Below are 17,616 nucleotides of genomic sequence, written 5' to 3' on the forward strand. Positions count from 1 at the left end.
GCCTGGCTCAGACCAGGAACAGGGTGGCGAGCCCGAGGAAGGCGACGAAGCCGACCACGTCGGTGACGGTGGTGAGGATCACCCCGCCGGCGAGCGCCGGGTCGATGCCGAAGCGCTCCAGCGCCATCGGCAGCAGCGCCCCGGCGAGGGCGGCGGCGAGCAGGTTGATGGTGATCGCCACGCCGATCACCAGCGCGATCTGCGGATCGCCGAACCAGTAGGCGGCGACCGCCGCCACCACCACCGCCCAGACCACGCTGTTGATCGCCGCCACCGCCAGCTCCTTCCACAGCAGCCAGCGGGCGTTCTTGCTCGAGAGCTGACCGATCGCCAGGCCGCGGATCGCCAGGGTCAGGGTCTGGGTACCGGCGATACCGCCCATGCTGGCGACCACCGGCATCAGCACCGCCAGCGCCACCACCTGCTGGATGGTGTCCTCGAAGCGACCGATCACCCAGGCGGCGAGGAAGGCGGTGAGCAGGTTCACCCCGAGCCACAGCGCGCGACGTCGCGCGCTGAGCAGCACCGGGGCGAACATGTCCTCGGTCTCGGAGAGACCGGCCTGGCCGAGGAACTGGTGCTCGGCCTCCTCGCGGATGACGTCCATCACGTCGTCGACGGTGATGCGCCCGAGCAGCAGTCCCGAGTCGTCGACCACGGGTGCGGTGACCAGGTCGTGCTGCTCGAAGCGGGTGGCCACCTCGCGCGCCCCCCAGGTCGCCGGGATCGCCTGCACCGCCAGGGTCATCGCCTCGGCCACCGTCTCCTCGGGGTCGTGGGTGAGCAGATCGGTGAGATAGAGTACGCCGAGATAGTAGCCCTCGCGGTTGACCACGATGAGGTTGTCGGTGATGTCCGGCAGCCCGTCCTTGAGTCGGCGCAGATAGCGCATCACCACGTCGAGCGTGACCTCGGGGCGGACGGTCACGGTGTCGGTGTTCATCAAGCCGCCGGCGCTGTCCTCGGGGAAGGCGAGGGCGGTCTGCAGCCGTTCGCGACGCTGCTGGTCGAGCGACTTGAGGACCTCGCTGGTGATGGTCACCGGCAGGTCCTGGATGAGGTCGGCGAGGTCGTCGGTGTCGAGCCCGCCGACGGCGGCGACCAGCTCGCCGGCGTCCATCTGGCTGATCAGCTGCTCGCGCACGTCGTCGTTGAGATAGGTGAGGATCTCGCCGTCGTACTCGGCATCGACCAGACTCCACACCAGCTCGCGCTCCTTGGGCGGCTGCGACTCCAGCAGGTGGGCGATCTCGGCCGGCTGCAGTGCATTGAGCATGCGCGCGGCCTTGCGCATGGCGCCCTGCTCGAGAACCTGGTGAAGATCGGCGAAACGCTGGTCGTCAGTGGTGCTGGGTGCTGCGGCTGTCATGGCTGCCCGTGGCTGCTGTGATTGGGAGACGCTCGCCGGGCGCGGGGTGGCGGTGCATCGCGGGGGCCGGCGCTCGGTTGCGCCTATCCTAACAGAGCCGATGGGAGGGGCCTGGGGGCGGCGTCAATCGGTGTTGAGTGCCGCGAGCAGGTCCTGTGGGTCGGCCTCGTCGAGCCGGGCGAAGAGCGCCTCGGTGCGTCGCTGCAGGGTGCTGGTGTCGGCGGCGAGCACCACCTCCTTGACGTCGAGCAGGGCACCGGGCTGCATGCTGAACTCGCGCAGCCCGAGCCCCAGCAGCAGTCGGGTGAAGCGCGCGTCGCCGGCCATCTCGCCGCACATCCCGACCGGGATGCCGCGGGCGCGACCGGCCTCGATGGTCATGCGGATCAGCCGCAGGATCGCCGGGTGGGTGGGGTCGTAGAGGTCGTTGACGGCGTCGTCGAGGCGATCGATGGCGAGGGTGTACTGGATGAGGTCATTGGTGCCGATCGAGAGGAAATCGCAGTGACGGGCGATGGCCCCGGCGGCGAGCGCCGCGGCCGGCACCTCGATCATCGCGCCGAGCGGTAGCGCCGGGTCGTGCGCCAGCCCCTCGCTGGCGAGTTCGCGCTTGAGCTGCTCGAGCAGTTGGCGTACCGCCATGACCTCGCGCACCCCCGAGACCATCGGCAGCATCAGCCGCACCGGACCGAGCGCCGAGGCGCGCAGGATGGCACGCAGCTGTGGTCGGAACAGTGCCGGTTCCTTGAGACAGAGACGGATCGCGCGCAGCCCCAGCGCGGGATTGCCGCTCGGCTCGATGGGCTGGGCGGCGCTGTCCTTGTCGGCACCGAGATCGAGGGTGCGGATGGTGGTGGGGATGCCGCCGAGTCCCTCGATCATCGCCGCGTAGCTGGCGAACTGCTCTTCCTCGTCGGGCAGGTCGAGGCGGTTCATGTAGAGGAACTCGGTGCGGTAGAGTCCGACGCCGGCGGCGCCGTTGGCGCGCGCCGTCTCCACGTCCTCGGGCAGCTCGAGGTTGGCCTGGAGGCCGACTGCGATGCCATCGCGGGTGCGCGCGGCGCGTCCGATCAGTCGGCGCAGCCGGTGCTGGCGCGCCTCGGCGGCGCGGACGCGATCACGGAAGTGGGCGATGGTGAGGTCGTCGGCATCGCACAGCACGGTGCCGTTCTCGCCGTCGACCACCAGGAACTCGCGCGGCTCGATGTAGCGGGTGATGTTGCGCACCCCGATCACCGCCGGGACCCCGAGGCTGCGCGCGAGGATCGCGGTGTGCGACATCGGCCCGCCGAACTCGGTGACGAAGCCGGCGATGCCGCGGTGGTGGAGCAGGATGGTGTCGGCCGGGGTGAGGTCGCGGGCGACCACCACATGGCCGTCGAGATCGTGCTCGGGCAGGCGCGGCTCCGGGGACTCGCCGGCGAGGAAGGACTGGATCTGGTGGACGACGTGCTCGACGTCGTCACGGCGGGTGCGCAGATAGGGGTCGTCCATCTCGTCGAAGATGCGCACCAGGGTGTCGCGCTGCTGCTGCAGCGCCCACTCGGCGCTGCAGCGCTCGGCGCTGACGATGCGCCGGACCTCCTCGACCAGCGCCGCGTCCTCGAGCATCAGCAGATGGGTATCGATGAATTCGGCGATGTTCTGCGGGGTCTGGGTGGGGATCTGCGCGCGCACCGCCTCGAGCGCGCCGCGCGCCGCGTCGATCGCCCGCTCCAGCCGCTCGAGTTCGGCGGGTACCTGCTCGTCGCTGATCTCGATATGGCCGATGGTGGCCAGGCTGCGACTGTCGACCAGCGCCGGCCCGAGCGCGATGGCGCGCGTCGAGTGGATGCCGATGCCCTGATAGGCGATGGTCACTCGCCTTCCCCGAAGCGGTCGCCGATGAGTTGCTCGATCGCCGTCAGTGCAGCGGCCTCGTCCTCGCCCTCGGCGCTGACGGTGATCCAGGTGCCGCGGCTGGCGGCCAGCATCATCACCCCCATGATGCTCTTGCCGTTGACGCGCTGACCGCGGCGCTCGACCTCGATGCGGCTGGTGAAGCCGTTGGCGCACTGCACCAGCTTGGCCGCAGCGCGGGCGTGGAGGCCGAGTTTGTTGATGATCTCGAAGTCCTTGCTGGTCATGCGTCCTGCTCCTGGCAGCGAATCACACCCTCGCGCCCGCCCTCGAGCGCCTTCTCGGCGACGCTGTCGAGGTCGAGCTCGGCATAGTTGAGCGCGCGCAGCAGCATCGGCAGGTTGACCCCGGAGATCACCCGTACCCGGCGTCGCTGCTCGTGCAGCGCCAGGGCGATGTTGGCCGGGGTGGCACCGTAGAGATCGGTGAGCACCAGTACGCCGCCGCCCTGGTCGAGTCGGTCGACGCAGTCGAGCGCCTCGCGCAGCATGCACTCGCAGGGACGGTCGTTGACCAGTTCGAGCGCTTCGGTGGCTGCCGGCTCGGTGCCGAGGATGGCGCTGGCGATGCGCAGCAGGTCGCCGCCGAGTGGCTGGTGGGTGATGAGTAACAGTCCGATGCTCACGGTAACTCCCGGTGTCTGACCAGCACCTTGTGACCGGTCTGCTCGAAGTGACGGCGCAGCGCCTCGGTCATGTAGACCGAGCGATGCTGGCCGCCGGTACAGCCGATGGCGATGGTGAGATAACTGCGCCCGTCGGTCTCGAAGCGCGGGATCCAGCGGTCGAAGAAGGCGAGCATGTCGTCACGCATCTCGCCGACCTCGGTGCTGGCGTCGAGGAACTCCATCACCGGCTGATCGAGTCCGGTCAGTTGCTTGAGTTCCGGCTGCCAGTGCGGGTTGGGCAGGCAGCGCACGTCGAAGATGAAGTCGACGTCCTTGGGCACGCCGTGCTTGAAGCCGAACGACTGCAGCAGGATCGAGACCTTGGGCGAGTCGCTGCCGACGAGGTGGGCGCGGACCAGGTCGCGTAGTTCGTGCACATTGGTGTGGGTGGTGTCGATACGGATCTCGGCGCAGCGGCCGATGGCCTCGAGCAGACGGCGCTCGAGGCGGATGGCCTCGTCGAGCGAGCGGTTGCCGCGGGTGAGCGGGTGACGTCGCCGGGTCTCGCTGAAGCGGCGCTTGAGGGTGTCGGTGTCGGCGTCGAGGAACATCACCCGACAGTCGATGCCCTGGGCGCGCGCCTCCTCGATTAGCTCCGCGAGCCGACCGAGCGCGCGCGGGCTGGTGCGCGCGTCGATGCCCACCGCGGTGCTGGAGAAGCCGTCGTCGGGGGCCTTGCGCAGCCCCGCGACCAGGTCCTTGAGCAGGAACAGCGGCAGGTTGTCGATGCAGTAATAGCCAAGGTCCTCGAGCGTATGCAGGGCGACGCTCTTGCCCGAGCCGGACAGGCCACTGAGGATGACGAGTTTCATGGGCTGCGGGTTGCTCCGGGCCGGTCCCGATCGAGGTCGGGAGCGGTGCTAGGGTCTGGATCCGGGGCCGGGCGGGTCGGGGCGGTCGAGACGGATCGCCCGCGCCTGCCGGTCGATGAAGTCGACGCCGGCGTCATAGCCACGGATACGTAGGATCTGGTGGCGCACTGCCGCTTCCACCAGGATGGCCAGGTTGCGTCCCGGCGCCACCGGCATGGTGATGGTCGGGATCGCCACCCCGAGCACGTCGGTTGCCGAGAGGCTGCCGGTGAGCCGGTCGAGACCGGCGATCTGTTGCTGGTCGAGGGGTTGCAGATCGATGATCAGGTTCAGCGTCTTGCTGCGCTGGACCGCGCCCTCGCCGAACATCGCGCGGATGTTGAGGATACCCAGCCCGCGCACCTCGAGGAAGTCCCGCAGGGTCTCCGGGCAGGTGCCCTCGATGGCCTCCGGGGCGATGCGCGCGAAGCGCGGCGCGTCGTCGGCGATGAGCCGATGACCGCGGGTGATCAGGTCGAGCGCCAGCTCGCTCTTGCCCACCGCCGGATCGCCGACCAGCAATACCCCCATCCCCAGCACCTCGATGAAGACGCCGTGCAGGGTCTGGCGCTCGGCCAGGGCGTGGGTGAGAAAATAGCGCAGGTGGTTGATCAGCTCCTCGTCGCCGAGCGGCGAGCCGAGCAGCGGGGTGTCGTGCTCGGCGGCGAAGGCGAAGAAGGCGGGGTGGGGCTCGAGGCCGTCGGCGAACAGGATCGCCGCCGGTTGCTCGGCGAAGAGTTGCTCGAGGGTTTCCTCGAAGGCGGTGCGTCCCAGTGCCTGGAGATAGCGCTGCTCGGCGCGCCCGATCACCTGCAGACAGTTGGGGTGGATGCAGTTGAGCGAGCCGATCAGCGACTCGCGCGAGCGTGCGCGCTCGGGCCGGCGCAGTGGGGAGCCTTGTTCGGGCTCGCCGTTGAGCCAGCGCAGCTGCAGCCGCGGGCCGGTCTGTTCGAGGAGTGACTGGAGGCTGTCGAGCATGGCCCAGGTCGGCGTGGCGCTAGCGCGCCTCGCTCGTCTCGATCAGTTGCAGCACGCTCGCCGCCGAGCCGGCCTCGCGCAGCGCGGCGCGGGTGGCCGGGTCGCTGAACATGCCGGCGAGCCGGGCGAGCAAGCGCAGATGCTCCTCGGTGGCGCTCTCCGGGACCAGCAGGGCGAAGGCGAGATCGACCGGCTCGCCGTCGATCGCGTCATAGTCGACCCCGGTGCTGGTGCTGACGAAGGCTCCGAGCACCTCGTTGATCTCCTTGATGCGGGCGTGCGGCAGCGCCACACCGTGACCGAGTCCGGTGCTGCCGAGTCGCTCGCGCTCGAGCAGACGCTCGAAGACGAGTTCGGTGTTGAGACGGGGGTGGTCGTTGGCCAGCAGCTCGGCGAGCGTCTCGAGCAGCCGCTTCTTGCTGGCGATCTCGGCACCGCAGCTGACTCGGGCCTCGCTGATCAGGTCTGGACTGAACATCGGTCAAGGCTCCTGGTGGTCGCAGGGACAGGGGCGCTGGGCGGTGACGGTGTCCGGTGTCCATACCGGCGGGTGATCGGGGCGCGTGGTCGTGGTCATGGATTCTGGGTGTCCTTCGAGTCGTCGGAGCCCGCAGGTGTCGATATCGGCTCGGATCTCAGGGTCTCAATGCAAAACACCCCGAACGGCGCGATCACGGATCCGTTCGAGGTGTCGGTGCGTCGGTCCGGCGGGTGTCGGGTGTCCCGACGCCCCGCCGACGCATGGGCCATCAGGCCGTTGCCGGGCTATTCGGTATCGGCCTCGGCGTCGGCCTCGGCTTCAGAGTCGGCCGCCTTCGGGCCGGGTGCGCTGCGATAGTCGTTCTTCTTCTCCTTGTGGCGCAGGATCTGGCGATCGAGCTTGTCGGTCAGGCCGTCGATCGCGGCATACATATCTTCATGCACGGAGTCGGCGAAGAGCTTCCCACCATTGATGTGCAGCGTCGCCTCGGCCTTCTGGTCGAGCTTCTCAACGCTGAGAATGACGTGGGCATTGGTGACGTGGTCGAAGTGACGCGCCAGGCGTGCGAATTTGCTGTCGACGTAGTCGCGCAGTGCCTCGGTGATGTCGACGTGATGACCCGTCAGATTGATTTGCATCATTGGACTCCTTACAGGGGTTCCAAACAGCCTGCTCATGCCAGGCGTTTGCGCTCGTTCGAGGCTGGAATACCCATGGCCTCGCGGTACTTGGCGACGGTTCGACGCGCGACCTGGATGCCGCGATCGGCCAGTTCGGCCGCGATCTTGCTGTCGCTCAAGGGTTTTCTGGCGGGTTCGGCGGCGATCAGCTTACGAATGAGCGCGCGGATCGCCGTTGATGAACACTCCCCACCAGAAGTGGTGCTGACGTGGGACGAGAAGAAGTACTTGAACTCCAGGGTGCCCCTCGGCGTATGCATGTATTTCTGCGTGGTGACCCGGGAGACGGTCGACTCGTGCAGCTCGAGCGCCTCGGCGACGTCGCGCAGCACCATCGGCCGCATCGCCTCCTCGCCGTGCTCGAAGAACGCCTGCTGCATCTCCACGATCTTGGCGCCCACCCGCAGCACGGTGTCGTTGCGGCTCGCCAGGCTCTTGATGAACCAGCGCGCCTCCTGCAGGTGGTTGCGCATGGTGACGCTGTCGCTGCTGGTGTCGGCGCGCCGGATCAGCCGGGCGTAGTCTGCGTTCACCCTCAGTTTAGGTGTGGATTCCGGGTTGAGTTCCACCGACCAGCGACCATTCTCTCTGCGCACGAAGATGTCGGGTACAACGTACTCCGGGGGCTCCTGCGCGATCAAGTCGCCGGGGTGCGGGTTGAGCTGGCAGATCAGCGTGAGTGCACCACGAATCTCGGGCTCGGTCTGCTTGAAGCGGCGCATCAGCGCGGCGATGTCCTTGCGCGGCAGGTGCTCGAAGCCGTCGCGACAGATCGCCAGCGCGAGGTCGCGCTGCGGGGTCTCGGCGGGGAGCTGCCGCAGCTGGATCTGCAGGCACTCGGCGAGATCGCGGGCGCCGACCCCCGGGGGATCGAACGACTGCACCCGGTGCACCATGGTGGCGATCTCCTCGAGGCTGATCTGATCGTCGCCGATGGTGCTCAGCAGCTCGTCGAGATCGGCCCGAAGATAGCCGCGCGCGTCGATGGCATCGATCACCGCCTCGGCGATCATCTCGTCGCGCTCGCTCAGCCGGATCAGGTTGAGCTGCCAGAGGAGGTGATCGTGCAGGGTCTGAGGGCGGCTCTGGTGGAGGAAGGGGTCGAAATCGGCGTTCTCGGCGCTGCCCTGGGTGCTCGGCGGTAGATAGCCGTCGTAGACATCGGCCCACTGGGTGTCGACCGGGAGCTCATCGGGGATCTCGTTGGTCTCGCCCTGGAGCTCACGCTCGGCGCTGCCCTGCTCATCGCTGGGCGGGGACTCGTGTGCGCCATTGCCGCTGTCCTCTCCGTTGGCGGCGAAGCGGTCGGCCTCCTCGGCCTCCTCGAGCATCAGGTTGGAGTCCAGCGCCTCCTGGATCTCCTTCTGCAGCTCGAGCGTCGACAGCTGCAGGAGGCGAATCGCCTGCTGCAGCTGGGGCGTCATCGTCAGGTGTTGGCCGAGGCGAAGCTGGATGGTTTGCTTCATGGATCGCCGATGCGTCTTGCGTCTGTCTCTATGCCGGGTCGATGACCGTCCTATGACGATTATAGGTCGGGTGGCAACAAAGGTGCCTGAGTCACGTCAAGCGCGCCCCCTGCCGGGGCGCGATGGTCTTCATCTTACTCCCAATATGTAGCAGCGGGGCGCGGATGCTGCCGCCTACATGCTACATGGCGAAGTCGGCGCCGAGATAGACGTCGCGTACCTGCTGGTTGGCGAGCAGCTCGTCGGGGCGGCCGGCGGCGATCACCTCGCCATTACTGATGATGTAGCCGCGATCGCAGATGTCGAGCGTCTCGCGCACGTTGTGATCGGTGATCAACACGCCGATGCCGCGCTCGCGCAGGTGCGAAACGATCGCCTTGATGTCGCCCACGGCGATCGGGTCGACGCCGGCGAAGGGCTCGTCGAGCAGCATCACCTTGGGGTCGACGGCCAGCGCGCGGGCGATCTCGAGACGACGGCGCTCGCCGCCGGAGAGGCTGAGCGCCAGCGACTCGCCGATATGGGCGATGCCGAGCTCCTCGAGCAGCTGCTCGCAACGCTGCTCGCGCTGCTCGCGGTCGAGGTCGCCGCGGGTCTCGAGGATCGCGAGGATGTTGTCGCGCGCGCTGAGCTTGCGAAACACCGAGGGCTCCTGCGCCAGATAGCTCAGTCCGGCGCGCGCGCGCGCATGCATTGGCATCAGGGTGACATCGTGCTCGTCGAGGGTGATGCGCCCCTGGTCGGCCGGGATCAGCCCGACGATGAGATAGAAGCAGGTGGTCTTGCCCGCGCCGTTGGGGCCGAGCAGCCCGACCACCTCGCCGGCCTCGACCTCGACGCTCACTCCCCGCAGGACCTCGCGGCTGCGATAACGTTTCTTGAGCTGTTCGGCGCGCAGTACGCTCATCCGTCGACCCCTGTCATGACTCCTCCTCGGGGGTGATGGTGATCCGCACCCGACCGCTGCCGCCGGCACGGAAGTGTTCGCGGGCACGGTCGTAGACGATGTGCTCGCTGGCGACGCGGTCCTCGCCCTGGATCAGTACCGCCTCGTCGATCAGCACCAGCTCGTCGCGGTCGGTGTCGAACTCCATGCGCCTGGCGAAGGCGCGGACCTCGCCCTGGTCGTCCTCGAGCAGTTGACGGAAGCGCGCCGGGGTGCCGATGGCGATGATCTGGCGCGGGCGGCGGTCCTCGCGGTGATAGACGGTCATGTGGTCGGCGTGCAGGCGCATGCTGCCCTGGGTGACCTCGACGTTGCCGACATAGATGCTGGTGCCCTCGGCCTCGCGTACCTCGACGTCGTCGGCCTCGATATACATCGGTTGCTGGGGGTCGTCGTCGAGCGCGTTGGCCGGGTTCCAGCCGAACAACAGCAACAGTGCCAGCAGGCGCAGTGGAGGGCTCATGGTTGGGTCTCCTGGGTCGGGGCGAGCAGCATCCGGGTGCGACCGTGGAAGGTGGCGCGCGCCGGCTCGTCGTACCACAGCTGCATGCCGGTGGCGCTCAGCCAGTCCTCGCCGCTGGCCACCCGCACCGGCAGGTCGGTACGGGCATAGGCGCGCTGGTGCCAGACGTTGAGCTGCTCGGTCTCGATGTGCGCGGGCGGGGCCTCGGCGGTGGCGTCGCGCTCGAGATGGACGTCGCCGGTCAGCCGCACCTCCGCGCCGCCGTCGAGCACCAGCCCGTGCTCGGCGCGCGCGCGCCACGGCGGTCCGTCGGACTGGAACAGCTGCATGTGTGGGCGGTCGAGCTCGGAGAGATCCTCGGCGACGAACTGACGCAACTCGGTTGCGCTCAGGCGTCGGCTCGGTGCGCCGCTGGTGTCGGTCTCGAGCGCGGTGAACGCGTGGACCACGTAGTCGGGGACGCGGGGGCGTACGGTGGCCGGTCCCTGCGGCTGGTCGATGCGCTGGACCTGCCACCAGCCCGCGAGCCCGCTGAAGGCGAAGAAGGCGGCGAGCAGGTAGTAGCGCAGCGGCCAGTGCGCGCGGGTGCTCATGGACGCTGTCCGGCCAGTCGCGCGAGCGTCCCCTGAGCGTCCATGATCAGTTCGCAGAACTCGCGCGCGGCGCCGCGCCCGCCGTGCGCCGTGGTGTGCCAGTGCGCCTCGGCGCGTACCATCGGGTGGGCATCGGCCACCGCCGCGGCGAGCCCGACCTGGCGCATCACCGGCAGGTCGATGACGTCGTCGCCGAGATAGGCCACGGCGGCGTCCTCGATCCCCAGTCGCTCGCGCAGCTCGAGATAGGCGGCGAGCTTGTCGCGCTGGCCCTGGTAGACGTGGTTCACCCCCAATCCCTTCATCCGCATGGTGACCACCCGCGAGCTGCGCCCGGTGATCACCGCGAGGGTCACGCCGGACTCGCGCAACATCACCATGCCGTGACCGTCGCGGGCGTTGAACGCCTTGTATTCCTGACCGTCGTCGCCGAGATAGAGGCTGCCGTCGGTGAGTACGCCGTCGACGTCGAAGATCGCCAGACGAATGGCGGCGGCGCGGTTGCGGATCTCTTGCATCTCCCTGGTGACTCCTTGATGAGGAAGAAGGGGCGGGCCCCTGTGCGGCGCATTGTCGGGTGCGCGGGCGGTTTTGACCAGCGGGGGCAGTTTCAGACCACGCCCGCGCGCAACAGGTCGTGCATGTTGAGTGCGCCGACCGGGCGGCGCTCGTCGTCGAGCGCCAGCAGCGCGTTGATCGAGCGCGCCTCCATCAGCTGCAGCGCCTCGGCGGCGAGCGCGCCGGGGGAGATGGTGACACAGTCGCGGGTCATCACCGTCTCGATCCGGGTGTGGTGGACGTCGACGCCGCGATCGAGCGCACGGCGCAGGTCGCCGTCGGTGAAGATGCCGCACAGCCGCCCACCCTCGTCGACCACCGCGCTCATCCCCAGCCCCTTGCGCGAGATCTCCTCGAGGGTGGCCAGCAGGCTCGCCTCGCGCCCGACGCGGGGGACCCGTTCGTCGCGATGCATGATGTCGTCGACGTGCAGCAGCAGGCGCCGCCCCAGGCTCCCGGCCGGGTGCGAGCGGGCGAAGTCCTCGGCGGTGAAGCCACGCGCCTCGAGTAGCGCCACGGCGAGCGCATCCCCCATTGCCAGCGCCGCGGTGGTGCTGGTGGTCGGCGCCAGGCCGAGCGGGCAGGCCTCGGCCGAGACGGTGACATCGAGATGGACGTCGGCCTCGCGCGCCAGGGTCGAGTCGCGCCGCCCGGTCATCGCGATCATCGGCACCCCGAGGCGCTTGAGCACCGGCAGGATGGTGAGCACCTCGGCGGTCTCGCCGGAATTGGAGATCGCCACCACGACGTCGAGCGGGGTGATCATCCCCAGATCGCCGTGGCTGGCCTCGCCGGGGTGGACGAAGAAGGCCGGACTGCCGGTGCTCGCCAGGGTGGCGGCGATCTTGCCGCCGATGTGCCCCGACTTGCCCATGCCGGTGACCACGATGCGTCCGGCGCAGGCGAGCATGTAGCGACAGGCGGTGACAAAAGGGGTGTCGATCCGTGCGGCGAGCGCCGTGATCGCCTGGGCCTCGGTGTCGAGAACGGCACGGGCGAGATCGATGATGCGTTGGTGCTCGCCGGCATCGAGCGGCGCCAGACGGGCGCCGAGTTGTCGTCGTTCGGTCATGGTCTCGGGGATGGAGCCGATGAGTGGTCGGTCAAACCAAGAAAAATACACCATGCCACGCGGACATGTCGCATCGGGCGAGGGGGCTGTCGCCAGCCGCCAGGATTGAACCGCCAAGCCGCAAAGAGCGCAAAGGTGTTCAAGTGGTCGGCGACCAGCGGCCCGTGGTCACGTGTCCTCAAGCGCCGGCGCCAATGGTGATGGCAGGCCGTGCTGTTGTCGAGGACGCACACCCACTGGCGACTGGAGGCTGGTCGCTGGAGGCCCTACCTCTTCTTTGCGCCCTTCGCGGCTTGGCGGTTCAATCTTCTTGGTCGCTGGCCGCCCTTTGCTTGACGCCCCGCGCCGGGGCCGCGAGAATTGCCCGCTTTGGCCGACCGATGCGTCGATAGCGACATTTCACCATGATGCCAAGCCAGGGCCCAGGCGGCGCGCCGGGCGTCCGGGTCGAGGACGCGTCTGCGGGCACCAATGGAGCCGCGCGGGCATCCGCCACCGACGATGTGCTGGTGCGGGTCCGCGACCTGACCTTCCGCCGCGGCGAGCGGGTCATCTTCGACGGGCTCGATCTCGACATCCGTCGCGGCGCCGTGACTGCGGTGATGGGACCGAGCGGGACCGGCAAGACCACGCTGCTCAAACTGATTACCGGACAACTGCGTCCTGACGCCGGTCGCGTCGAGATCGGCGGTGTGGCGGTGCACGAGCTCGACAAGAGCGCGCTCTATCGATTGCGCCGACGCATGGGCATGCTGTTCCAGAGCGGGGCGCTGCTGACCGATCTCAACGTCTTCGACAACGTCGCCTATCCGCTGCGCGAGCACACCGACCTCTCGCCTTCGCTGCTGCGCAAGCTGGTATTGCTGAAGCTCGAGGCGGTGGGGCTGCGCGGCGCGCGCGCGCTGATGCCGAGCGAGCTGTCCGGCGGCATGGCGCGTCGGGTAGCGCTGGCGCGGGCGATCGCGCTCGATCCCGAGATGATCCTCTACGATGAGCCCTTCACCGGCCAGGACCCGATCTCCATGGGCGCGCTGGTGTCGCTGATCCGCCAGCTCAACGACGCGGCGAACCTCACCAGCGTGCTGGTGTCGCACGATGTGGCCGAGACCAGCCGGATCGCCGATCATGTCTATCTGATCTCGCACGGTCGGGTGGTCGCCCAGGGCTCACCGGCCGAGATCGCCGCCGAGCGCTCGACCTGGGTGCGCCAGTTCATGGACGGTCAGGCCGACGGGCCGGTGCATTTCCACTATCCGGGGCCCTCGCTGGCCGAAGACCTGCTGAGCCGGGGAGGACGCTGAGATGTTGTTCGATCCCCTGGCGCGACTCGGTCGCGGTGGGCTCGATGCCCTGGCGCGCTTCGGACGCGCCCATCGGCTGCTGCTGGCGATGGTGCTCGGCATCGGTGAGGTGCTGCGCCGGCCGCGGCTGCTGATCGCGCAGGTCTACAACGTCGGCGTGCTCTCGATGCTGATCGTCGGCGTCTCCGGGTTGTTCGTCGGCATGGTGTTGGCGCTGCAGGGCTACTATGTGCTGGCTCGCTTCGGCGCCGCCGAGAGCCTGGGGCTGATGGTCGCCGCCTCGCTGGTGCGTGAGCTCGGCCCGGTGGTCACGGCGCTGTTGGTGGCCGGTCGCGCGGGCTCGGCGCTGACCGCCGAGATCGGCCTGATGAAGGCCACCGAGCAGCTCGCCGGGCTGGAGTTGATGGCCGTCGATCCGGTGCGCCGGATCCTGGTGCCGCGGTTGTTCGGCGGGGTGTTGGCGATGCCGCTGCTGGCGGCGGTGTTCAGTGCCGTCGGCGTGATCGGCGGCTATTTCGTCGGCATCGGGCTGCTTGGCGTCGACGCCGGCGCCTTCTGGAGCCAGATGCAGTCGGCGGTCGATTTTCGCGAGGACGTGGTCAACGGTGTCATCAAGTCGCTGGTGTTCGGCGTGGTGGTGACCTGGATCGCGCTGTTCCAGGGCTATGACTGCAGCCCGACCTCCGAGGGCGTGAGCCGCGCGACCACCCGTACCGTGGTGCATGGCGCGCTGGCCGTGCTCGGGCTCGATTTCGTGCTCACCGCGTTGATGTTCGGAGGCTGATGAGATGGCAAGACAACGCAACATCGAGATCCTGGTCGGGGCCTTCATGGTCGCCGGCTTCGTCGCCCTGTTCTTCCTCGCGATGCAGGTCAGCAACCTCAATCTCGCCGGGGGCGACGAGGGTTATCGGCTCACCGCACGCTTTGCCAACGTCGGCAGCCTCAAGGCGCGTGCGCCGGTGAGCATGGCCGGGGTTCGGGTCGGGCGCGTGGAAGCGGTGGACTTCGATCCCCGCACCTTCGAGGCGGTGGTGACGCTGCGCATCGACTCGGCGGTCGACAACCTGCCGATGGACACCTTCGCCAACGTCTTCACCTCCGGACTGCTCGGCGAGCAGTACGTCGCACTCGAGCCCGGCGGCAGCCCCGACGTGCTGCGCGACGGTGACGAGATCATGCAGACCCAGTCGGCGATGATCCTCGAGCAGATGATCGGACAATTCTTATTCAGTAAGGCAAGCGGAGACGGCTGATGTTGCGGCAACGTCATTTTCTATTGCTGGTGACCCTGGTGCTGGCGAGCCTCGGCAGTGGTCTGGCGAGCGCGGCCCAGGAGTCGGCCACCGCCCTGGTCGAGCGCACCACCATGCGCATGCTCGACACCCTCGAGCAGCGCCGCGCCGAGATCGAGCGCGATCCGAGCCTGATCTATGGTCTGCTCGAGGACCAGGTCGCGCCTCACTTCGACTTCGTGCGCATCACCCAGGGCGCGGTCGGTCGCTATTGGCGCGAGGCCAGTCAGGCGCAGCGCCAGCGTCTGGTCGACAGCTTCAAGCAGGTGCTGATCCGCACCTATGCGCGCTCGCTGCTGAGCTATTCGGGCGAGGAGATCCGCTATCTGCCGGTGCGCCCGAGTTCGCGCCCGAACATGGTGACCGTCGCCACCGAGGTTCAGCAGTCGGGCGGTTCGCCGATCCCGGTCGACTACCGCATGTACGACGGTGGTTCCGGCTGGAAGGTCTATGACGTGGTGATCAGCAATGCCAGCCTGGTCGGCAACTATCGCAGCGACTTCGCCACCGAGATCCAGCGCTCCGGGATCGACGGTCTGATCGCCCGGCTCGAGGACATGAACCTCAAGGGGCGCGAATGAGCGCCACCCGCCTGAGCGAGACCGCGCCGGGTCGCTGGCGTCTCGACGGCGTACTCGATCTCGCCACGGTTACCCGGCTGGCGGTCGAGGGCGAGGCGTTGCTGCGCGCGCCCACGACCGTCGAGATCGACCTGGCCGGCGTCAGCGCCGCCAACAGCGCCGGTCTGGCGCTGCTGCTCGAATGGCTCGACCTCGCCCGGGCGCGCGGCGTCGCGCTGAGCTATGCCAATCTTCCCGATTCGCTGCGGCGGATCGCGGCCTTTTCGAACATCCTGGAGTTGTTGCCGGTATCGACCACCCCGGCGGCGGCGCGATCGAGCTGACAGGGAGCCTGTGGTGGATGCTGGAGTGATGCTCGAGCCTGGGCCGGCGGCGGCGTGTCCGTCGCAATCGAAACAGAGCGAGGGAGCGGGCGCGAGCGCCTTCGTCCCTCAGGGGTTCGCCGAGACCATGGACAAGCTGCTGATTAACGGTGGGACCAGGCTCGATGGCGTGGTCGAGGCCTCGGGGGCGAAGAACGCGGCGCTGCCGATCCTCGCCGCCACCCTGCTGGCCGACGCCCCGGTGACCCTGACCAATATCCCGCGCCTGCGCGATATCGCCACCACCCTGGAGCTGCTGGGGCGGATGGGTGCGGCGCTGCGCCGCGAGGGTGATCGGGTCGAGGTCGAGCCGCGCACGCTGCACGACTTCGCCGCGCCCTACGAGCTGGTCAAGACCATGCGCGCCTCGATCCTGGTGCTCGGGCCGCTGCTCGCGCGCTATGGTCGTGCCGATGTCTCCCTGCCCGGGGGCTGCGCCATCGGCGCCCGCCCGGTCAACCTGCACATCGAGGGGCTGCGCGCGATGGGCGCCGAGATCACCGTCGAGGGCGGCTATATTCGCGCCCGCGCGCGCCGTCTGCGTGGGGCGCGGCTGGTGATGGAGATGGTCTCGGTCACCGGCACCGAGAACCTGATGATGGCCGCCGTCCTGGCCGAGGGCGAGACGGTGATCGAGAACGCCGCGCGCGAGCCCGAGGTGGCCGACCTCGGCGCCTTCCTCAATACCCTGGGGGCGCGCGTCGAGGGCGCCGGTAGCGATCGCATCCGCATCCAGGGCGTCGAGCGGCTCGGCGGCGGCAGCCATCGGGTGATGCCCGATCGCATCGAGACCGGCACCTTCCTGGTCGCCGCCGCCATGACCGGCGGGCGGGTGCGGGTCGAGCGGACCTGTCCCGAGGCGCTCGACGCGGTGGTACAGAAGCTGCGCGAGGCCGGCGCCGAGGTCGCGACCGGCGAGGATTGGATCGCCCTCGACATGCACGGTCGGCGCCCGCGCGCGGTCGACATCCACACCGCGCCGCACCCCGGTTTCCCGACCGACATGCAGGCCCAGTTCTGCGCCCTCAACAGCATCGCCGAGGGCGTCGGCACGGTCACCGAGACCATCTTCGAGAACCGCTTCATGCACGTCCCCGAGCTCGAGCGGATGGGCGCCGAGATCCGGATCGAGGGCAACACCGCCATCTGTCGCGGGGTCGGACGACTGACCGCCGCGCCGGTGATGGCCACCGATCTGCGCGCCTCGGCCGGTCTGGTGCTGGCCGGTCTGGTGGCCGAGGGCGAGACCCTGGTCGATCGCCTCTACCACCTCGATCGCGGGTATGACAACATCGAAGCAAAGCTGCACGCCCTGGGCGCCGATCTGCGGCGGACCTCGGGCGCGGACTAGGATCGCGACACCATGACAGCGAACACCCCCCTGACCATCGCCCTGTCCAAGGGCCGTATCTTCGAGCAGACCCTGCCGCTGCTGGCCCATGCCGGGATCCATCCGCTGGATGATCCGGAGCGCAGCCGCAAGCTGATCCTCGAGACCACGGACGCGCGGGTGAAGTTCGTCATCATCCGCGCCAGTGACGTCCCCACCTATGTCCAGTACGGCGCCGCCGATCTCGGCGTCGCCGGCAAGGACGTGCTGCTCGAGCACGGCGGCGAGGGGCTCTACGAGCCACTCGACCTGCGCATCGCCCGCTGCCGGCTGATGGTCGCCGGGCTGCCCGACAGCACGCCGCCGACCAACCGGCGCATGCGCATTGCCACCAAGTATGTGCGCAGCGCCGAGCGCTATTACGCCGCCAAGGGCGAGCAGGTCGATATCATCAAGCTTTACGGTTCGATGGAGCTGGCCCCGCTGGTCGGTTTGGCCGATCGTATCGTCGACCTCGTCGAGAGCGGCAACACGCTCAAGGCCAATGGCCTGGTGCCGCTCGAGCACATCAGCGACATCAGCTCGCGGCTGGTGGTCAACAAGGCCGCCTGGAAGATGAAGCATGCCGCGGTCAATGGGCTGCTCGAGAGCCTGCGCGAGGCGCTGGCAAGCAACCAGAATTGAATGCTATGGGGTCCGTGGCGACGGACCGGGAGTGACATCC

Annotated in this window: 21 protein-coding genes; 7 read left to right on the forward strand and 14 right to left on the reverse strand. The window is 68.5% G+C overall.

Features of this window, described 5'->3' with window-relative positions; genetic code table 11:
• Positions 1–7: 7 nt before the first annotated feature.
• From mgtE to EBL85_RS07090, 14 genes are all read right to left on the reverse strand, one after another.
• Positions 8–1,369 carry a magnesium transporter gene (mgtE, locus tag EBL85_RS07025; protein WP_123139542.1) on the reverse strand — a complete coding sequence of 454 codons (1,362 nt, stop codon included), beginning with the start codon at positions 1,367–1,369 and terminating at the stop codon, positions 8–10.
• 123 nt (positions 1,370–1,492) lie between these two features.
• A complete protein-coding gene (gene ptsP, locus EBL85_RS07030; RefSeq protein WP_123142521.1) occupies positions 1,493–3,229 on the reverse strand; it encodes a phosphoenolpyruvate--protein phosphotransferase in 1,737 nt (578 codons plus the stop codon).
• The gene (locus tag EBL85_RS07035) at positions 3,226–3,495 is read right to left on the reverse strand and encodes an HPr family phosphocarrier protein (protein ID WP_123139540.1); all 270 of its coding nucleotides are present in this window, start codon (positions 3,493–3,495) and stop codon (positions 3,226–3,228) included. Before EBL85_RS07035 ends, ptsP begins: the two co-directional genes overlap by 4 nt.
• Positions 3,492–3,893, reverse strand: coding sequence for a PTS sugar transporter subunit IIA (locus EBL85_RS07040; RefSeq protein ID WP_123142522.1), 402 nt, complete (start codon positions 3,891–3,893; stop codon positions 3,492–3,494). Before EBL85_RS07040 ends, EBL85_RS07035 begins: the two co-directional genes overlap by 4 nt.
• Complete coding sequence (rapZ, locus tag EBL85_RS07045; RefSeq protein WP_123142523.1) at positions 3,890–4,747, reverse strand: RNase adapter RapZ; 858 nt, start codon at positions 4,745–4,747, stop codon at positions 3,890–3,892. The genes EBL85_RS07040 and rapZ overlap by 4 nt, the downstream gene beginning before the upstream one ends.
• Positions 4,748–4,795: 48 nt before the next feature.
• Positions 4,796–5,764: an HPr(Ser) kinase/phosphatase gene (gene hprK, locus EBL85_RS07050; RefSeq protein ID WP_123139537.1), complete on the reverse strand. Its 969-nt coding sequence runs from the start codon at positions 5,762–5,764 to the stop codon at positions 4,796–4,798.
• Between the two features lie 19 nt (positions 5,765–5,783).
• Entirely contained in the window at positions 5,784–6,242 is a 459-nt protein-coding gene (locus EBL85_RS07055; RefSeq protein WP_123142524.1) for a PTS sugar transporter subunit IIA, read from the reverse strand.
• Positions 6,243–6,529: 287 nt separating this feature from the next.
• Positions 6,530–6,883: a ribosome hibernation-promoting factor, HPF/YfiA family gene (hpf, locus tag EBL85_RS07060; RefSeq protein WP_062273339.1), complete on the reverse strand. Its 354-nt coding sequence runs from the start codon at positions 6,881–6,883 to the stop codon at positions 6,530–6,532.
• A 35-nt stretch (positions 6,884–6,918) separates the two neighbouring features.
• The gene (locus tag EBL85_RS07065) at positions 6,919–8,391 is read right to left on the reverse strand and encodes an RNA polymerase factor sigma-54 (RefSeq protein ID WP_123139536.1); all 1,473 of its coding nucleotides are present in this window, start codon (positions 8,389–8,391) and stop codon (positions 6,919–6,921) included.
• Positions 8,392–8,572: 181 nt separating this feature from the next.
• Positions 8,573–9,298: an LPS export ABC transporter ATP-binding protein gene (lptB, locus tag EBL85_RS07070; protein ID WP_123139535.1), complete on the reverse strand. Its 726-nt coding sequence runs from the start codon at positions 9,296–9,298 to the stop codon at positions 8,573–8,575.
• A 13-nt stretch (positions 9,299–9,311) separates the two neighbouring features.
• Complete coding sequence (lptA, locus tag EBL85_RS07075) at positions 9,312–9,800, reverse strand: lipopolysaccharide transport periplasmic protein LptA (protein WP_123142525.1); 489 nt, start codon at positions 9,798–9,800, stop codon at positions 9,312–9,314.
• Positions 9,797–10,393: an LPS export ABC transporter periplasmic protein LptC gene (lptC, locus tag EBL85_RS07080; protein ID WP_123139533.1), complete on the reverse strand. Its 597-nt coding sequence runs from the start codon at positions 10,391–10,393 to the stop codon at positions 9,797–9,799. Before lptC ends, lptA begins: the two co-directional genes overlap by 4 nt.
• Complete coding sequence (gene kdsC / locus EBL85_RS07085) at positions 10,390–10,911, reverse strand: 3-deoxy-manno-octulosonate-8-phosphatase KdsC (RefSeq protein WP_123139532.1); 522 nt, start codon at positions 10,909–10,911, stop codon at positions 10,390–10,392. Before kdsC ends, lptC begins: the two co-directional genes overlap by 4 nt.
• A 92-nt stretch (positions 10,912–11,003) precedes the next feature.
• The gene (locus tag EBL85_RS07090; protein WP_123139531.1) at positions 11,004–12,023 is read right to left on the reverse strand and encodes a KpsF/GutQ family sugar-phosphate isomerase; all 1,020 of its coding nucleotides are present in this window, start codon (positions 12,021–12,023) and stop codon (positions 11,004–11,006) included.
• A gap of 404 nt (positions 12,024–12,427) precedes the next feature.
• On the opposite strand from EBL85_RS07090, the gene EBL85_RS07095 reads away from it, so the two are divergent.
• From EBL85_RS07095 to hisG, 7 genes are all read left to right on the forward strand, one after another.
• Positions 12,428–13,324, forward strand: a complete 897-nt coding sequence (locus EBL85_RS07095) for an ABC transporter ATP-binding protein (protein WP_123139530.1) — start codon at positions 12,428–12,430, stop codon at positions 13,322–13,324.
• Between the two features lies 1 nt (position 13,325).
• On the forward strand, positions 13,326–14,108 hold the full coding sequence (mlaE, locus tag EBL85_RS07100) for a lipid asymmetry maintenance ABC transporter permease subunit MlaE (protein WP_005224479.1): 783 nt from the start codon (positions 13,326–13,328) through the stop codon (positions 14,106–14,108).
• Between the two features lie 4 nt (positions 14,109–14,112).
• Complete coding sequence (gene mlaD / locus EBL85_RS07105) at positions 14,113–14,580, forward strand: outer membrane lipid asymmetry maintenance protein MlaD (RefSeq protein ID WP_123139529.1); 468 nt, start codon at positions 14,113–14,115, stop codon at positions 14,578–14,580.
• Positions 14,580–15,200 carry a phospholipid-binding protein MlaC gene (locus tag EBL85_RS07110; protein ID WP_123139528.1) on the forward strand — a complete coding sequence of 207 codons (621 nt, stop codon included), beginning with the start codon at positions 14,580–14,582 and terminating at the stop codon, positions 15,198–15,200. Before mlaD ends, EBL85_RS07110 begins: the two co-directional genes overlap by 1 nt.
• Positions 15,197–15,523, forward strand: coding sequence for a lipid asymmetry maintenance protein MlaB (locus EBL85_RS07115; RefSeq protein WP_123139527.1), 327 nt, complete (start codon positions 15,197–15,199; stop codon positions 15,521–15,523). Before EBL85_RS07110 ends, EBL85_RS07115 begins: the two co-directional genes overlap by 4 nt.
• A 127-nt stretch (positions 15,524–15,650) precedes the next feature.
• Positions 15,651–16,913: a UDP-N-acetylglucosamine 1-carboxyvinyltransferase gene (gene murA / locus EBL85_RS07120; protein ID WP_123139526.1), complete on the forward strand. Its 1,263-nt coding sequence runs from the start codon at positions 15,651–15,653 to the stop codon at positions 16,911–16,913.
• A 12-nt stretch (positions 16,914–16,925) separates the two neighbouring features.
• Positions 16,926–17,576, forward strand: a complete 651-nt coding sequence (gene hisG, locus EBL85_RS07125; RefSeq protein WP_123139525.1) for an ATP phosphoribosyltransferase — start codon at positions 16,926–16,928, stop codon at positions 17,574–17,576.
• Positions 17,577–17,616: the final 40 nt, after the last annotated feature.

Origin of the sequence: Marichromatium sp. AB32 (assembly GCF_003718675.1) — a bacterium.
Lineage (GTDB): Bacteria > Pseudomonadota > Gammaproteobacteria > Chromatiales > Chromatiaceae > Marichromatium > Marichromatium gracile.

Excerpts from the sequence above, each read along its gene's own strand:
- mgtE (WP_123139542.1), bottom strand. The coding sequence starts at position 1,369 with ATGACAGCCGCAGCACCCAGCACCACTGACGACCAGCGTTTCGCCGAT.
- EBL85_RS07035 (WP_123139540.1), bottom strand. The coding sequence starts at position 3,495 with ATGACCAGCAAGGACTTCGAGATCATCAACAAACTCGGCCTCCACGCC.
- rapZ (WP_123142523.1), bottom strand. The coding sequence starts at position 4,747 with ATGAAACTCGTCATCCTCAGTGGCCTGTCCGGCTCGGGCAAGAGCGTC.
- hprK (WP_123139537.1), bottom strand. The coding sequence starts at position 5,764 with ATGCTCGACAGCCTCCAGTCACTCCTCGAACAGACCGGCCCGCGGCTG.
- EBL85_RS07055 (WP_123142524.1), bottom strand. The coding sequence starts at position 6,242 with ATGTTCAGTCCAGACCTGATCAGCGAGGCCCGAGTCAGCTGCGGTGCC.
- hpf (WP_062273339.1), bottom strand. The coding sequence starts at position 6,883 with ATGCAAATCAATCTGACGGGTCATCACGTCGACATCACCGAGGCACTG.
- EBL85_RS07065 (WP_123139536.1), bottom strand. The coding sequence starts at position 8,391 with ATGAAGCAAACCATCCAGCTTCGCCTCGGCCAACACCTGACGATGACG.
- lptB (WP_123139535.1), bottom strand. The coding sequence starts at position 9,298 with ATGAGCGTACTGCGCGCCGAACAGCTCAAGAAACGTTATCGCAGCCGC.
- lptA (WP_123142525.1), bottom strand. The coding sequence starts at position 9,800 with ATGAGCCCTCCACTGCGCCTGCTGGCACTGTTGCTGTTGTTCGGCTGG.
- lptC (WP_123139533.1), bottom strand. The coding sequence starts at position 10,393 with ATGAGCACCCGCGCGCACTGGCCGCTGCGCTACTACCTGCTCGCCGCC.
- kdsC (WP_123139532.1), bottom strand. The coding sequence starts at position 10,911 with ATGCAAGAGATCCGCAACCGCGCCGCCGCCATTCGTCTGGCGATCTTC.
- EBL85_RS07090 (WP_123139531.1), bottom strand. The coding sequence starts at position 12,023 with ATGACCGAACGACGACAACTCGGCGCCCGTCTGGCGCCGCTCGATGCC.
- EBL85_RS07095 (WP_123139530.1), top strand. The coding sequence starts at position 12,428 with ATGATGCCAAGCCAGGGCCCAGGCGGCGCGCCGGGCGTCCGGGTCGAG.
- mlaE (WP_005224479.1), top strand. The coding sequence starts at position 13,326 with ATGTTGTTCGATCCCCTGGCGCGACTCGGTCGCGGTGGGCTCGATGCC.
- mlaD (WP_123139529.1), top strand. The coding sequence starts at position 14,113 with ATGGCAAGACAACGCAACATCGAGATCCTGGTCGGGGCCTTCATGGTC.
- EBL85_RS07110 (WP_123139528.1), top strand. The coding sequence starts at position 14,580 with ATGTTGCGGCAACGTCATTTTCTATTGCTGGTGACCCTGGTGCTGGCG.
- EBL85_RS07115 (WP_123139527.1), top strand. The coding sequence starts at position 15,197 with ATGAGCGCCACCCGCCTGAGCGAGACCGCGCCGGGTCGCTGGCGTCTC.
- murA (WP_123139526.1), top strand. The coding sequence starts at position 15,651 with ATGGACAAGCTGCTGATTAACGGTGGGACCAGGCTCGATGGCGTGGTC.
- hisG (WP_123139525.1), top strand. The coding sequence starts at position 16,926 with ATGACAGCGAACACCCCCCTGACCATCGCCCTGTCCAAGGGCCGTATC.